Source organism: Vibrio chemaguriensis (genome assembly GCF_012275705.1).
In the GTDB taxonomy this organism is placed as follows: Bacteria; Pseudomonadota; Gammaproteobacteria; order Enterobacterales; family Vibrionaceae; genus Vibrio; species Vibrio diabolicus.
In genome coordinates this window covers 16,396-31,200 of sequence record NZ_SHOE01000012.1, presented here as the reverse complement: position 1 = coordinate 31,200, position 14,805 = coordinate 16,396, and the positions used below count along the sequence as shown (strand labels likewise).

Annotated in this window: 13 protein-coding genes; 9 read left to right on the top strand and 4 right to left on the bottom strand. The window is 45.1% G+C overall.

Going from position 1 to position 14,805, the window contains the following annotated elements; genetic code table 11:
- The first annotated feature begins 1 nt into the window (after position 1).
- From lon to EX191_RS12780, 4 genes are all read left to right on the top strand, one after another.
- The gene (gene lon / locus EX191_RS12795) at positions 2 to 2,353 is read left to right on the top strand and encodes an endopeptidase La (RefSeq protein WP_005390529.1); all 2,352 of its coding nucleotides are present in this window, start codon (positions 2 to 4) and stop codon (positions 2,351 to 2,353) included.
- A gap of 191 nt (positions 2,354 to 2,544) precedes the next feature.
- Positions 2,545 to 2,817: an HU family DNA-binding protein gene (locus EX191_RS12790; RefSeq protein WP_005382341.1), complete on the top strand. Its 273-nt coding sequence runs from the start codon at positions 2,545 to 2,547 to the stop codon at positions 2,815 to 2,817.
- A gap of 201 nt (positions 2,818 to 3,018) precedes the next feature.
- The gene (gene ppiD / locus EX191_RS12785) at positions 3,019 to 4,878 is read left to right on the top strand and encodes a peptidylprolyl isomerase (protein ID WP_005390530.1); all 1,860 of its coding nucleotides are present in this window, start codon (positions 3,019 to 3,021) and stop codon (positions 4,876 to 4,878) included.
- A gap of 225 nt (positions 4,879 to 5,103) precedes the next feature.
- On the top strand, positions 5,104 to 5,388 hold the full coding sequence (locus EX191_RS12780; protein ID WP_031780151.1) for a ComEA family DNA-binding protein: 285 nt from the start codon (positions 5,104 to 5,106) through the stop codon (positions 5,386 to 5,388).
- A gap of 98 nt (positions 5,389 to 5,486) precedes the next feature.
- On the opposite strand, the gene rrtA is transcribed toward EX191_RS12780, so the two are convergent.
- Positions 5,487 to 6,038 carry a rhombosortase gene (gene rrtA, locus EX191_RS12775; protein WP_047009480.1) on the bottom strand — a complete coding sequence of 184 codons (552 nt, stop codon included), beginning with the start codon at positions 6,036 to 6,038 and terminating at the stop codon, positions 5,487 to 5,489.
- Between the two features lie 3 nt (positions 6,039 to 6,041).
- Between rrtA and EX191_RS12770 the strand changes: the two genes are divergently transcribed.
- Positions 6,042 to 6,656: a tRNA-uridine aminocarboxypropyltransferase gene (locus EX191_RS12770; RefSeq protein ID WP_047009479.1), complete on the top strand. Its 615-nt coding sequence runs from the start codon at positions 6,042 to 6,044 to the stop codon at positions 6,654 to 6,656.
- 6 nt (positions 6,657 to 6,662) lie between these two features.
- Here EX191_RS12770 and EX191_RS12765 read toward each other — a convergent pair whose 3' ends face one another.
- The 3 genes from EX191_RS12765 to EX191_RS12755 all read right to left on the bottom strand — a co-directional run bounded on the left by EX191_RS12765 (position 6,663) and on the right by EX191_RS12755 (position 9,890).
- The gene (locus EX191_RS12765; protein WP_005390538.1) at positions 6,663 to 7,985 is read right to left on the bottom strand and encodes an anti-phage deoxyguanosine triphosphatase; all 1,323 of its coding nucleotides are present in this window, start codon (positions 7,983 to 7,985) and stop codon (positions 6,663 to 6,665) included.
- Between the two features lie 15 nt (positions 7,986 to 8,000).
- The gene (gene yfbR / locus EX191_RS12760; RefSeq protein ID WP_047009477.1) at positions 8,001 to 8,585 is read right to left on the bottom strand and encodes a 5'-deoxynucleotidase; all 585 of its coding nucleotides are present in this window, start codon (positions 8,583 to 8,585) and stop codon (positions 8,001 to 8,003) included.
- A 90-nt stretch (positions 8,586 to 8,675) separates the two neighbouring features.
- Positions 8,676 to 9,890 carry a pyridoxal phosphate-dependent aminotransferase gene (locus EX191_RS12755; RefSeq protein WP_005390543.1) on the bottom strand — a complete coding sequence of 405 codons (1,215 nt, stop codon included), beginning with the start codon at positions 9,888 to 9,890 and terminating at the stop codon, positions 8,676 to 8,678.
- Between the two features lie 217 nt (positions 9,891 to 10,107).
- Between EX191_RS12755 and EX191_RS12750 the strand changes: the two genes are divergently transcribed.
- The 4 genes from EX191_RS12750 to menB are packed head-to-tail and all read left to right on the top strand — an operon-like array spanning position 10,108 to position 14,803.
- The gene (locus tag EX191_RS12750; protein ID WP_193447862.1) at positions 10,108 to 11,415 is read left to right on the top strand and encodes an isochorismate synthase; all 1,308 of its coding nucleotides are present in this window, start codon (positions 10,108 to 10,110) and stop codon (positions 11,413 to 11,415) included.
- Positions 11,412 to 13,130: a 2-succinyl-5-enolpyruvyl-6-hydroxy-3-cyclohexene-1-carboxylic-acid synthase gene (menD, locus tag EX191_RS12745; protein ID WP_193447861.1), complete on the top strand. Its 1,719-nt coding sequence runs from the start codon at positions 11,412 to 11,414 to the stop codon at positions 13,128 to 13,130. The genes EX191_RS12750 and menD overlap by 4 nt, the downstream gene beginning before the upstream one ends.
- On the top strand, positions 13,117 to 13,944 hold the full coding sequence (menH, locus tag EX191_RS12740) for a 2-succinyl-6-hydroxy-2,4-cyclohexadiene-1-carboxylate synthase (RefSeq protein ID WP_193447860.1): 828 nt from the start codon (positions 13,117 to 13,119) through the stop codon (positions 13,942 to 13,944). The genes menD and menH overlap by 14 nt, the downstream gene beginning before the upstream one ends.
- Complete coding sequence (gene menB / locus EX191_RS12735) at positions 13,937 to 14,803, top strand: 1,4-dihydroxy-2-naphthoyl-CoA synthase (RefSeq protein WP_193447859.1); 867 nt, start codon at positions 13,937 to 13,939, stop codon at positions 14,801 to 14,803. Before menH ends, menB begins: the two co-directional genes overlap by 8 nt.
- Positions 14,804 to 14,805 lie beyond the last annotated feature (2 nt).

Below are 14,805 nucleotides of genomic sequence, written 5' to 3'. Positions count from 1 at the left end.
TATGAACTTGGAACGTTCCGAGCGTATCGAGATCCCGGTACTACCTCTACGTGACGTAGTGGTCTACCCGCACATGGTTATTCCATTGTTTGTTGGTCGTGAGAAATCGATTAGCTGTTTAGAAACGGCGATGGAAACCAACAAACAAGTTCTTCTTGTGGCACAAAAGCAAGCTGATACTGACGAGCCTACGGTTGACGACCTATTTGAAGTAGGTACGGTAGCCACCATTCTCCAGCTACTGAAGCTTCCGGATGGCACAGTAAAAGTACTGGTTGAAGGCCAGCAACGTGCGAAAATTAATCACTTTAAAGAGAGTGACTTCTTCCTAGCGGAAGCGGAATTTGTGGTTACGCCAGAATTGGATGAGCGTGAGCAAGAAGTGATTGTTCGCAGTGCGATTAATCAGTTTGAAGGCTTCATTAAGCTAAACAAGAAGATTCCACCAGAAGTTCTAACCTCACTCAACGGCATCGACGAAGCAGCACGCTTAGCGGATACCATTGCAGCTCATATGCCGTTGAAGCTGGTGGATAAGCAGCAAGTACTTGAAATTGTTGATGTCACTGAGCGTCTGGAATTCCTAATGGGCCAGATGGAATCAGAGATCGATTTGCTGCAAGTTGAAAAACGCATTCGTGGTCGCGTTAAAAAGCAAATGGAAAAATCTCAGCGTGAGTACTATCTGAATGAGCAAATGAAAGCGATTCAGAAAGAACTTGGTGAGATGGAAGACGCACCAGACGAGTTCGAAACGCTGCAGAAGAAGATTGACGAATCAAAAATGCCTCAAGAGGCACGTGAAAAGACTGAGCAAGAGCTGCAAAAGCTTAAGATGATGTCTCCAATGTCTGCCGAAGCAACAGTGGTTCGTAGCTACATCGATTGGATGGTCAGCGTGCCTTGGGCTAAACGCTCAAAAGTTAAGAAAAATTTAGCGAAAGCAGAAGAGATTCTTAATGAAGACCACTACGGTCTAGAGCGCGTAAAAGAGCGTATTCTTGAATACTTGGCGGTTCAAAACCGAATCAATAAGTTAAAAGGTCCAATCCTTTGTCTTGTTGGTCCTCCAGGTGTGGGTAAAACGTCTCTTGGTCGTTCAATTGCTTCTGCTACAGGTCGTAAGTACGTTCGTATGGCGCTGGGTGGTGTACGTGATGAAGCAGAAATCCGCGGTCACCGTCGTACTTACATTGGCTCATTGCCAGGTAAATTAATCCAGAAGATGTCGAAAGTTGGCGTGAAGAACCCATTGTTCTTATTGGACGAAATCGACAAAATGTCTTCAGATATGCGCGGCGATCCGGCATCAGCGCTACTAGAAGTACTTGATCCTGAACAGAATAACTCGTTCAACGATCACTACTTAGAAGTGGATTACGACCTTTCTGACGTTATGTTCGTTGCAACCTCGAACTCAATGAACATTCCAGGTCCATTGTTAGACCGTATGGAAGTTATTCGTTTATCTGGTTACACCGAAGATGAGAAGCTGAACATTGCAAAACGTCACCTTGTTGATAAGCAAGTGAAGCGCAATGGTCTAAAACCGGATGAAATCATCATTGAAGACTCTGCGATTATTGGCATCATCCGTTACTACACTCGTGAAGCGGGTGTTCGTAACTTAGAGCGTGAGATTTCTAAGATCTGCCGTAAAGCCGTGAAGAACATCTTGTTGGATAAAGACATCAAGTCAGTAACGGTAACGATGGACAACCTAAAAGAGTACTTGGGTGTTCAACGTTTCGATTACGGTAAAGCGGATGAAAGTAACCGAATTGGTCAAGTGACAGGTCTAGCTTGGACAGAAGTGGGTGGCGATCTGCTAACGATTGAAACTCAATCCATGCCAGGTAAAGGTAAGCTGACGCAAACGGGTTCTCTTGGTGACGTGATGCAAGAGTCTATCCAAGCTGCAATGACAGTAGTTCGCTCTCGTGCAGAAAAACTGGGTATCAATACTGACTTCTACGAGAAGAAAGATATTCACGTGCACGTACCGGAAGGCGCGACGCCAAAAGATGGCCCAAGTGCGGGTACTGCAATGTGTACTGCTTTGGTTTCAGCTCTGACAGGTAACCCTGTGAAAGCAGAGGTAGCGATGACGGGTGAAATCACACTGCGTGGTGAAGTCCTACCTATCGGTGGCCTAAAAGAGAAGTTACTTGCGGCACACCGTGGCGGCATTAAGACTGTGCTAATTCCAAAAGACAACGAGCGTGATTTGGAAGAGATTCCTGATAATGTTATCGCTGATCTGGAAGTCATCCCTGTACAATGGATTGATGAAGTACTGAAAGTCGCACTAGAGCGAGACCCGACGGGCGTTGAGTTTGAGTCTCAAAAATAGTGATGTGCAGCAAAAATAAGTAAAAGTTTACGCTGATAAGTCTAAAAAGGCTTGTCAGCGTTTTTTTTGGGCGCTAAGTTAGTTTCGATAGCTGCCAGCCCTTGACGAATAAGGGATGGAGCATATTTTCTTAACAATGGAACGAAAGTCATCAAAAAAATAATCACAGATGACACAAAGGGGAAATTACAGTGAATAAAACTCAGTTAGTAGAACAAATCGCAGAAAATGCAGACATTTCTAAAGCGTCAGCGGGTCGTGCTCTAGATGCATTCATCGAAGCAGTAAGCGGCACTCTTCAGTCTGGTGATCAAGTTGCTCTAGTTGGCTTTGGTACATTCAGCGTTCGTACTCGTGCTGCACGTACTGGTCGTAACCCAAAAACTGGTGAAGAAATCCAAATCGCAGAAGCAAAAGTACCAGCTTTTAAAGCTGGTAAAGCACTGAAAGACGCTTGTAACTAATCACAGCGTTAATTCTGTAACCGGCCATTTGCTTAACTTTTGCTCAAACAATAAGTTTCGAACAAAAATTTACAAACTTCGAGCCGAACTTTCTTAAATTATGCGCATCATACTGATGCGCATTTCTTTTTCTGATATTATTGCGCCATTATTTCTATTAGATAGAAGCAGTAGGCTTCAATTGTGGAGAGCAGTTAAATTATGATGGATCGACTACGCGAAGGCGTGAATAGCATCGCGGTCAAAATTATCCTTGGGCTTATCATCCTGTCTTTCGTATTTGCAGGTGTGGGTAGCTACATCGTTAGTGGTAACAACAACTCTGCAGCGAAAGTCGGTAACACTGAGATTCCTCGTGGTGAGTTCGAGATGGCATACCAAAATGAGCGTAACCGTATGCAAGCTCAGTTGGGTGACTACTTCTCTCAAATGCTGGCTGACCCTGCATATGTTGAATCTTTCCGCAAATCCGTTTTAGATCGAATGATCAATGACGTGTTGCTTGACCAACAAGCAGAAGCTTTAGGTCTGCGAATCAGCGACACCCAAGTTCGCAGCATGATTCTAGACATGCCTCAATTCCAATCTAATGGTCAGTTCGATCAAGAGATCTATCAAGCTTCTCTGCGTCGTGCAGGCTTTTCGCCAGACTCTTTTGCTGAGTACATGCGTCGTGAATTGGTTCGTGAACAACTGCTGAATGCACTACAAAACAGTGAATTTATTCTGCCAGGTGAAGTACAGGCAGAAGGTAAGCTGTTTACTCAAACTCGTGATATTCGCACGATTAAAATCGACTTAGCAGAATTTGCGAAAAACATTGAATTGACTGACGAAGAAATTCAACAGTACTACAAAGCAAACCCTGACAACTTTACTCGCCCAGAGCAGGTTAAAGTCGCTTATATCGAACTGTCTGCTGAAGCGCTAAAGGAGCAAGTTAATGTTTCTGATGCCGAGGTGAAAAAGTACTACGATGAGCACTTAAACAAATACTCTTCAGAAGAGCAGCGTCGTGTCGCTCATATTCTTGTAGAAGGGGACGATGAAGCAAAAGCGCAGGCTATCTTAGATGAGCTAAATGCGGGAGCAGATTTTGCGACGCTTGCTCAAGAGAAATCTGACGATTTTGGCAGTGCTGAAAACGGCGGTGATTTAGGTTGGATTGAGCGTGATGTGATGGACCCTGCTTTTGAAGAAGCGGCATTTGCGTTGAAGAATCCAGGCGATACGTCAGGTCTAGTAAAGTCGGACTTTGGTTACCATATAATCAAGCTTGAAGAGCTAAAAGACTCTGTGGCGAAGCCATTTGAAGAAGTTGCCGCTGAAATCAAACAAGAAATGGTTGACCAACAAGCAGTTGATCAATTCTACGAGCTACAAAGCGAGCTTGAGCGCGTAGCGTTTGAATACCCAGACTCATTGTATGACGCTTCTCAAGCGGTTAACCAAGAAGTGAAGACAACGGACTTTATTTCTCAAGTTGACGCACCTGAAGTGCTTCGTAACCCTGCGGTAATGCAAGCTATCCTTAGCCCAGAAGTAAAAGAAGATGGCTTAAACTCTGAAGCTATCGAAGTTGCACCTGAACATATTATTGTTGTTCGTGTTGAAGACGCACGTGATGAGACGGTTCTTCCACTAGAAGAAGTGAAAGATCAGGTTATTGCAGAGCTATCTCGCGTTAAGGGTGAGCAAGATGCGATGGAACTTGGTACACAGGTTGTTGCTGCATTGAAAGAAGGTAAGACAGATGTGCTTACTGAAAACAACCTTGCATTTGGTGAACAAGAGACAGTAGATCGCCGTTCTCCGTTGGCAACAACGGTATTCGCGATGGCAAAACCAGTCGATGGTAAGCCAGTATATGGTCAGTCTAAAGATCTTGAAGGTAACATTGTTATCATCGAGCTTGATGCTGTAAATGCTGAGCTAGATAGTGAGTTAGAAGAGCAAGTTGCGATGCAAATGCAGCGTGCATCTTCTCAGCAAGACCTATCCTCTGTGCTAGCAGTACTGCGAGCAAACACTGACATTGAGTACTTTATTGTGAGCAACTAAGCACAATTAGTGTAATTTGCATGTTAACTAAAACGGACCGCATAAGCGGTCCGTTTTATTTTTGTCTTTATTAACTTCAATCATCAATAAGCATTACTTAAATTAGTGCGCGTTTAAGTGATACCAGTCATTGCGAATATCGGGTCATCTAGGTTTGTTAACTGGATAGTGACTTGCTACTGGTGACTGGTTTTAGCCTACTATTTTGGAGATTGTATGTTCAATATGAAATGGATTTTGACATTGTGCTTATTTGTTTTTGCGCCTTTTAGCATGGCTGCGGATTCAGCCACTGACAAATATGAAGGAATTGAAATTACCGTAAATATCAACACGGCCTCTGCTGAAGAAATAGCGACCATGTTGAAAGGTATTGGTGAGAAGAAAGCGCAGAGTATCGTGGACTACCGCGAGGAGCATGGCCCTTTTAAAACGGCAGCAGATTTGAAGAGCGTAAAAGGCATTGGTGAAGCGACAGTTAAGAAAAACGAAGACCGCATTTTACTGTAGCTTGATGTATTTCAGATATTGAGTCTGAATTCAGAACAATATCTGTTTCCCTATTACTGCTTTCCCGAACCAACCCCTCTTTCGTGGTTCGGGATTTTTTATCCGAATAAACGACGGCGAAAACCTTTTTCCATTAGAGCCATTGTTAACCCACCGAACGCACCAAATAAATGAGCATCAATAGCAACGTTTGCGCCGATAAGCGCAGCAGTGCTGCTGGATGGACCATAGATCTGCTCCCATGCTACTTTGGCAATAAGCCCTCCGACCAACAACAGGCTGCTTCTTCTGCTTTCAAAGACTTCTCTGAGTGCCCAGAATCCAAATAGACCGTGTAGTACGCCAGATAATCCCACGTACACCGACATATTGGTAAACAAATTCATTGCGCCAACAAATGCACACAAGAGTGAGAAAACGATAAGGAAGTTGCGAGTGCTTGGACGAAAAATAAAAGTAATGATCCACAATCCTGCCAGGTTCATCCCTAAGTGCGCAAAGTTGGTATGTGTGAGATTTCCTGTTACGATTCGCCACCATTCGCCATGGCGTATATTGTAGCTGTGCCACTCGGTTAGGCTTGCCATTGGTTCGAATTGAAGTATCAAACAGATCACGCTGATAATACTCAGCAAGGTATAAAGGTTCACTCTATGTCTCGTTATTGTTCTCGTTGTGGAAAATCGCAAAAAGCGTGTATTTGCCAATGGATTGTACCGTTGGCAAGCGAGGTAGAACTTATCATTCTTCAGCACACGAGTGAAGAACATCGTCCGCTTGGTACGGCACGGATTCTCAATTTGAGTTTAGATAACTGTATTTGTCTGATAGGAGAGGACTTTTCTGGTGATGATGTCTTAAATCACTTGTTGGCGGATGAATCATATCAACATTTTGTTCTTTACCCATCGGAACAGTCACGATGCATCTCTGAAATCAATCAAGTGAGCCGTAGTGTATCTAAGAAAATACGTTTGGTTTTGCTCGATGGGACGTGGAAAAAAGCGTACAAAATGTGGCAGCTTTCTAGCAATTTACATCCACTCCCAACCGTGCAATTACCGAAGCAATTGCAAGGGCATTACACCATTCGTAAGGCGCCCTCTGAGAATAGCTTATCGACAGTCGAGGCGGGTTATCATTCGCTTCGTTTGCTTGAACCCGAGAGAGACTTTACACCGCTTATGCATGCCTTTGAAAAGATGATCGAATTCCAAATCGCCCAGATGCCGCCGGGCGTATTTGAAAAGAATTACTTGAAAGGTTGAGTGTTACTAAAGAACGATGGAAGAGAATAGCTGACGGTGAAGCTTTTGCGCGTGTCCATCGGTCATAGCAGAAATGTAATCGGCGATGACTCTCATCTTATTGCTCTCGCTTTTCGCTTGGCACCACAGTTCTTTTGTATGAACAGGCAGCAAGCGCTCTGGGTCCGCTGTTAACGCTTCAAAAATGTCCATAATAATTTGCTGACCTTTATATTCAACGATCTGGACCTGCGGGACTTGGATAACAAAAGTACTGACAAAGTGTTTGAGTACGTCAAGTGCTCGTGCCATTTGTGGCTCTAAACACGCATTCCAAGACAGTAATGGATTATTGAAAGGCTCATCCACCGCCTTGATTGAAATGCTGGTCAGGAGGGCGTTAACCATACCACCGATGGCATCTTTCCGTTCATGATGCTTACCACTAAATAGCATCTGTCCGATGGAATCGATATGTGCTTCAAACCACGGGTCGCCACAGTCCGCTAATTGACTTGCTGCGCCTTCTTGCCATTGCTGACGTGTCACCATACCAAGCACGATTGCATCTTCTAAATCATGAACGCCATAGGCGATATCGTCCGCTAGCTCCATGATTGAGCAATCGAGTGATTTAAAACGCGTTTTACTGTGTTCAAACTCCGATTCTGGTTTTGAGCGCATTAAGCTAAGCAATGCCTTGTCGTTGTCAGAAAGCGGTGCAATTACCCAATCAAATAAGTCTTTATCACAATCATAAATGCCCTTAGCTGGGCTCCAATCTTTGGCTTTTAGTTTACGTTGATGCTCAGCTGGTTGAGGCAACTTGACGGAGCGTGTTTGACTAATGAGGGCAGGGTACTTAATCAAACCAAGCAGTGTGCGGCGTGATAAATTCATTCCGAAATGCTCAGTATAAGGCTCTAACTTAGTGACGATACGAAAGGTTTGGGCGTTCCCCTCGAAACCGCCATGTTCGCGCATTACGTAGTTTAGAGCGACTTCTCCCCCATGACCGTATGGAGGATGCCCGATGTCGTGCGCCAAACATAATGAATCAATTAAGCTGTCTGATGGTAATAGATCACGGAACTCTGGTTGTTTTTTCTTTAACTGGGCGACGATACCGGTCCCGAGTTGCGACGCTTCTAAGGAGTGTGTTAACCGGCTGCGGTGAAAGTCTTCCAAGCTATTGCCGTGTACTTGGGTTTTTGCTTGTAAGCGTCGAAATGCAGCCGAGTGAAGAATGCGCGCTCGGTCTCTTTGGTACGGGCTTCGATGGTCGTCACGACGTATTTTATGCTCATCATCATGGCGCTCTTGCCATTGTGGGTGTAATTCAAACGACACGATTATCTCCGTAAGCTAACTGATTTCATCTAACGATAATTCGAAACTTGGGGCAAAGGTATTGAGGAAGTAATCCATTTCAGGCGTTCTACGTTCTTGCAAAGTGATGTCTAAGCGTTTTTTTGCCAGAGCGAACTCATGATTGCCTGCGCTTAGTTCTTCGAGACATTTTAAATAGGCACAGATGGAGTCGGCTTGCTTGACGATTTTTGCGTCCTCTTCGTGTGCAGAGTGGGAAAGAAGGTAGGGGGCAAAATCATCTTGGAACTCTTCCGGTAACATTGAGAGTAATTTTTGTTCCGCTGCCGATTCTATCTTCTTATATTCTTTGGCAATTTCAGGATTGTAATACTTCACTGGGGTTGGAAGGTCACCCGTTAATACTTCGCTGGAGTCATGGTACATAGCAAGAATCGCGATGCGTTCTGGATTAAGGTTGCCGCCGAACTTTTTGTTTTTAATTAGGGCAAGGGCATGAGCGACAAAAGCAACTTGTAAGCTATGCTCTGAAACGTTTTCTGGTGAGACGGACCGCATTAAAGGCCAGCGTTGGATCAGCTTCATTCGAGCCAGGTGAGCGAAAAAATGGCTTTCTTTCATGGCTTTCTCCGTTTCTGGTGTAAAAAAGGAACTCACTAGGAGTTCCTCTAAGCATATGAGAGATCAGCACTAATTACTACCAGTGATTCATTACTGGCTGTAGGTTGATAGGAATCGCTCAAAACGTCCAATGGCGATTTCTAGATCTTCAACGTGTGGCAGTGTAACTATGCGGAAATGGTCTGGTTTTGGCCAGTTGAAACCGGAACCTTGCACCAGTAAGACCTTCTCTTGTTTTAAGAAATCTAAAACCATCTGCTGATCGTTCTTGATGTTGTACATTTTTGTGTCGATTTTCGGGAAGAGGTACATCGCACCCTTAGGTTTGACACAAGAAACACCAGGAATCTGATTGATCAGTTCATACGCTCTATTGCGCTGCTCTAATAAGCGTCCGCCAGGTAAAATCAGTTCATTGATACTCTGGTATCCACCTAACGCGGTTTGAATCGCATGTTGCATTGGTACGTTTGCACATAAACGCATCGATGAAAGCAGCTCCAAGCCATTCACGTACCCTTGAGCTAGGTGTTTAGGTCCCGTTAGGAACATCCAGCCACCACGGAAACCGCAAACACGATAGGCTTTTGAAAGGCCATTGAATGTCATGACGAGCACGTCTTCAGTGAGTGTTGCGACTGAGGTATGTGTTGCACCGTCGTACAACACTTTGTCGTAGATCTCATCTGCGAAAATGATCAGTTTGTGCTGGCGTGCTATCTCAATCACTTCAAGTAGGAAGTCACGGCTGTATACCGCACCTGTCGGGTTGTTCGGGTTGATCAGAACAATGCCACGTGTCTTTGGTGTGATTTTCTTTTTGATGTCTTCAAGGTCTGGGTACCAGTCTGCACCTTCATCACATAGGTAATGAACCGGCTTACCGCCTGATAGTGCAACTGAAGCTGTCCACAACGGGTAATCGGGAGCTGGGATTAGCATTTCGTCGCCATTATTTAACAGCGCTTGCATGGCCATCACGATCAGCTCAGACACGCCGTTACCCACATACACATCTTCGACATCTAGCGAGCGGATACCTTTACGTTGATAGTGTTGGACCACGGCTTTACGAGCAGAGTAAATGCCTTTGGAATCACAATAGCCTTGAGAAGTCGGCAGATTACGAATCACGTCGACTAAAATCTCATCAGGGGCGTCAAAACCAAATGGGGCAGGGTTACCAATGTTTAGCTTTAGGATTTTATGCCCTTCTTCCTCCATGCGCTTAGCATGTTTGAGTACAGGACCCCTAATGTCGTAGCAGACATTATCGAGTTTTGACGACATCCCGATATTTTGCATTGTATAATTCCTAAAAATTCGTTAATTTCTTTATTAAAATACAATAATTTGTTTTTTATTAGAATATATATCTGTAAATTATCTGTTTGCTGGTTAAGTTTTGCTCGTTTGCTATCACAGGATTTTGCAAAAGATCGCATACGACCTTGATTTGCTTTGGGTCTAAACTTAGAGTAGCCGTCAGTTACCATTTATCCTCACATACTACGAGGTTGATTTGTCACAGTTCCATCAAGCCGTAAAGAGAATTATCGAGCGAGTTCAGCAAGCGGAAGGCAATCAAACACGTCTGGTCGAGCCCCTGAGCGAGAAACCTAATTTCTCATTTATTGATTGGCTTGATGCACAACCACTTTTCCCTAAATTCTACTGGCAGTCCCGCGATACTCGTGAAGAGGTCGTTGCACTAGGGCAATTACACGCTTTTGTTGAGCCAGGCCCTGCTTATACCATTCTAGGTGAAGGGCAACGAGTCTGGGGCGGACGCTCTTTTGACGGCCAGCATGAGAAGAATCGTCGCTGTATGCCTTCTTTCTTCTTTTTGCCTCAAATTGAGTTAATTCGTTTTGACCAACAATGGTCTCTCGCAGTTAATATTTCAGAAGACAAAGCGCGAACCCTAGCAGGACTGCATAAACTGGTTTGTGAGGTCGCGACCTTAGCTCCGATTTCTTCTCACATCCGCTCTATTGTTCATACGCCAAGTCAGCCTCAATGGAATGAGTTAGTTCATAAAGTTCTGACTGGTATAAAGAATGATGATTTTAAGAAAGTGGTATTGGCGCGTCGCTCTACCGTGCAGCTTGATAACACATTAAGTGCTGCACAGTTGCTGAAAGCGAGTTACTTAAATAACCATCATAGTTTCCATTTCATGCTGAGCTTAAACAGCAAACACAGCTTTATGGGCTCTACGCCAGAACGTTTGTATTCTCGCGTAGGGCACGAACTTCATACCGAAGCGTTAGCAGGCACGATTGGTCGAGGGGACAATGCCACTCACGATATGGAGTTGGCGAATTGGTTATCCCAAGACCAAAAGAACCTCAACGAAAACCAATATGTAGTTGATGATATTATTGATCGCCTATCACCACATTCCGAAGCGGTTGAAGTGGAGGCCGAGGCAAGTTTGGTTAGGCTACGAAAAGTGCAACACCTCAAGCGAAATATTCACGCGAGCCTAAAGACGGGAATAAACGGTGTTCAGTTGTTATCGGCGCTTCAGCCAACGGCGGCGGTTGCTGGCTTACCTCGACAAGAATCCATGCAGTTTATTCTTGATAATGAGCCCTTTGCACGCGGCTGGTACGCGGGGTCAATGGGTTACATAAGCCATGAACGAGCAGAGTTTTGTGTCGCGATCAGAAGCGCGCTTGTTCTCGGTGACCAAGTACAACTGTTTGCGGGCGCAGGTATTGTGCCAGGTTCTGTGGCAGAGCATGAGTGGGCGGAACTTGATAAGAAAATGTCGACGTTACTTACGCTGATTTCTGATCACCCTCCGTTGGGAGTCGCATCATGAATCATGACCAAGCGGTGCTCAATCGAATTTGGTCAGAAACCATATTGATTGAGCTTCAGCGATTTGGCGTTAAGCATGTTTGTATCGCTCCTGGCTCTCGTTCTACTCCTTTAACTTTAGAGGCGGCAGAACAGTCCAATTTTTCTATTCATACTCACTTTGATGAGCGTGGTCTCGGCTTTATGGCTCTTGGTTTAGCGAAAGCTACTCAAGAGCCAGTGGCAATCATCGTTACTTCTGGTACGGCAGTGGCGAATTTATTACCAGCCGTTGCGGAGGCTAGGCTTACTGGTGAAAAGCTGGTGCTGCTCACTGCGGATCGTCCGGTGGAGCTCGTTGGCTGTGGTGCAAACCAAGCGATTAACCAGTTGGGTATTTTTTCACATCATGTCTCGTCCAGCTTGAATTTACCAAGCCCAACTTTAACAACATCGCTTAATTGGTTGCTGACCTCTGTTGACGAAGTGATGTTTACTCAGCAACTGCAAGGCAGTGCTGTTCATATTAACTGTGCATTTCCAGAGCCTTTGTATTCCAATGGTGCAAAAGCGGATTATCAAACCTACTTAGACTCGGTAGCCGGATGGCGAAAAGGAAGTGGTAGTTATACCCAGCGTTTTAGCCACTTATCACAGGCGCAAATCCCGTCTTGTGCGGATAAAAAAGGCTTGGTTGTGATTGGCAGCTTACCGCTTGAACAAGCGAAGTCGGCGCAGGCATTTGCACAAAAGATGGGATGGCCGGTACTTGCAGACCCGCAAAGTGGTCTCAGTTCGGATTGGGCGCATTATGATGTATGGCTTCAACTTCCCGAGTTCGTAAACGAGCTTGAGTCTTGTGAACTTATTATCCAATTTGGTAGCCGAATCATCTCCAAACGTTTGAACCAGTGGATTGATAAACAAGTTTCGCAAAATCAACAAAATAAAGACGTTCAATACTGGTATATCTCGCCGTGTATGGACCGTAATAACCAAAATCATCTGGCGCAAATGCACTGGGTTGAGCTTCCTCAAACTTGGGTTTCTCGCATTAGCTTTGAGAAGCCAATATTTGCTGGGTGGGCTGATAGGTTAGCGAATGGAGTTAAGCGAGTTCATCAACGTATCGAAGAAGCTTTCCTATCTGGTTCAGCGTCTGCCATTGACGAAATTGCGTTGGCAGCAGACATCAACGAGCGCACTAAAAACGCTGATGTCTTTTGGGGTAACAGTTTGTTTGTTCGACTTGTCGATATGTACGGCAAACTTGATGATGTAGAAGTGTTCACTAACCGAGGCGCGTCAGGAATTGACGGTTTGTTTGCTACCGCATCAGGTGTGCAGCGAGCAAGAGGTAATCCGTTACTGATGTATATTGGTGACACATCAGCACTGTATGATCTCAATTCACTAGCGCTGTTTTCTCACAATAAATTGCCGACGGTACTTGTGGTCACAAACAATGATGGTGGCGCAATTTTCGATATGTTACCGGTGCCTCAGGAGCATCGCACTGCGTACTACCAAATGCCCCACGGTTATCAGTTTGAACATGCAGCCAAACAGTTTGGTTTAAAGTATGAGAAGCCAACTACGTTAGAAATGTATCAAGCAATGGTTGCCGAGCACCTGTCGAGCGGTCAAGGCACACTGCTGGTGGAAGTTCAAACCCCACCAAGCCAAGCCGCAGAGTTGATAAAGGCATTTAATAAGAGCCTGCATGCTTCACTCTGAGAGCCTCTCTTCAACTGAAAAACACCAAAGTGGCGACCTTCCCACTCTGGTGTTTTTGCATGGCTTTTTAGGAAATGGTGCTGATTGGCAAGCTTGTTTGGATGAGCTGACTCAGTTTGAACGAGTCGTTATAGACCTTCCTGGTCATGGTCGTAGCCAGTTTACAAAGTGCAACGATCTCGATGATTGCTGCAAACTTCTTAATTCCACACTATCTTTATTATTTCCTCCGCAACAACCACTTACTTTGATTGGTTACTCTATGGGCGGTCGTATTGCGATGCATGGTATTGCCAATCAATGCTTCCCAGATCTCAATATTGTGGGCGCAATTGTTGAAGGGGGAAACTTCGGGCTTCAAACTGAGTCAGAGAAACAGGTGAGATTGGAGAATGATGCTCGCTGGGCAAAGCGTTTCAAAACTGAACCACTTGAACGTGTTTTGAACGATTGGTATCAGCAAGCGGTGTTTTCTTCACTAAACCATGAGCAAAGACAAACATTAATTGCGAAGCGAAGTGATAATCTTGGCTCGGCGGTCGCGAGCATGCTGATGGCAACATCGTTAGCCAAGCAGGTGTATTTGTTGCCCACACTGAAAAAGCAGAATATACCGATGTATTACTTGTGTGGTGCGAAAGACCAAAAATTTAGCCAACTGGCACAACGTAGCGGGTTGGCGTATCGACAAGTTGAAGGCGCAGGACATAACGTTCATCAAGAGCAGCCCCAACAATTTGCGATGCATATTAAGCAAATAATTCAATCTCACTTTGGTGAGAGTAACGAGAACAATGGGAATCACCATGGCTAAAACAGTAGGCATTTCTGAAGAAGAACTTTACGCTCCGGTTCAATGGAAAGATTGCAGCGAGAAATACGAGGATATTCACTACCATAAATCTGAAGATGGTATCGCGAAAATTACCATTGCACGCCCACAAGTGCGTAATGCATTCCGCCCTCAAACAGTAAAAGAGATGATTGATGCGTTGGCAGATGCGCGTTATGACTCTGGTGTTGGCGTGATCATTCTGACAGGTCTAGGTGAAGACGCATTCTGTTCTGGCGGCGACCAGAAGATCCGTGGCGACTACGGCGGCTATAAAGACGAGCAAGGTACACACCACCTAAACGCATTGGACTTCCAACGCGATATTCGAACTTGTCCAAAACCTGTGATCGCATCAGTTGCTGGCTGGGCTGTTGGCGGCGGTCATGTACTGCACATGATGTGTGACCTAACAATTGCAGCGGACAACGCGCAGTTTGGTCAAACGGGCCCTAAAGTGGGTTCATTTGATGGTGGTTGGGGCGCGTCTTACATGGCTCGTATCGTAGGCCAGAAGAAAGCACGCGAAATCTGGTTCCTATGTCGTTTCTATAACGCGCAAGAAGCGTTAGACATGGGCTTGGTCAACACGGTTGTGCCGCTAGAAGAGCTAGAGAAAGAAACCGTTCGTTGGTGTCGTGAAGTTCTTCAGCATAGTCCAATGGCGCTACGCTGCCTGAAAGCTGCATTGAATGCGGACTGTGATGGTCAAGCAGGTCTTCAAGAGCTTGCGGGTAACGCAACGATGATGTTCTACATGACCGATGAAGGACAAGAAGGTCGTAACGCATTCAACGAGAAACGTCGCCCAGACTTTGACAAATTCCCTCGTAACCCATAATC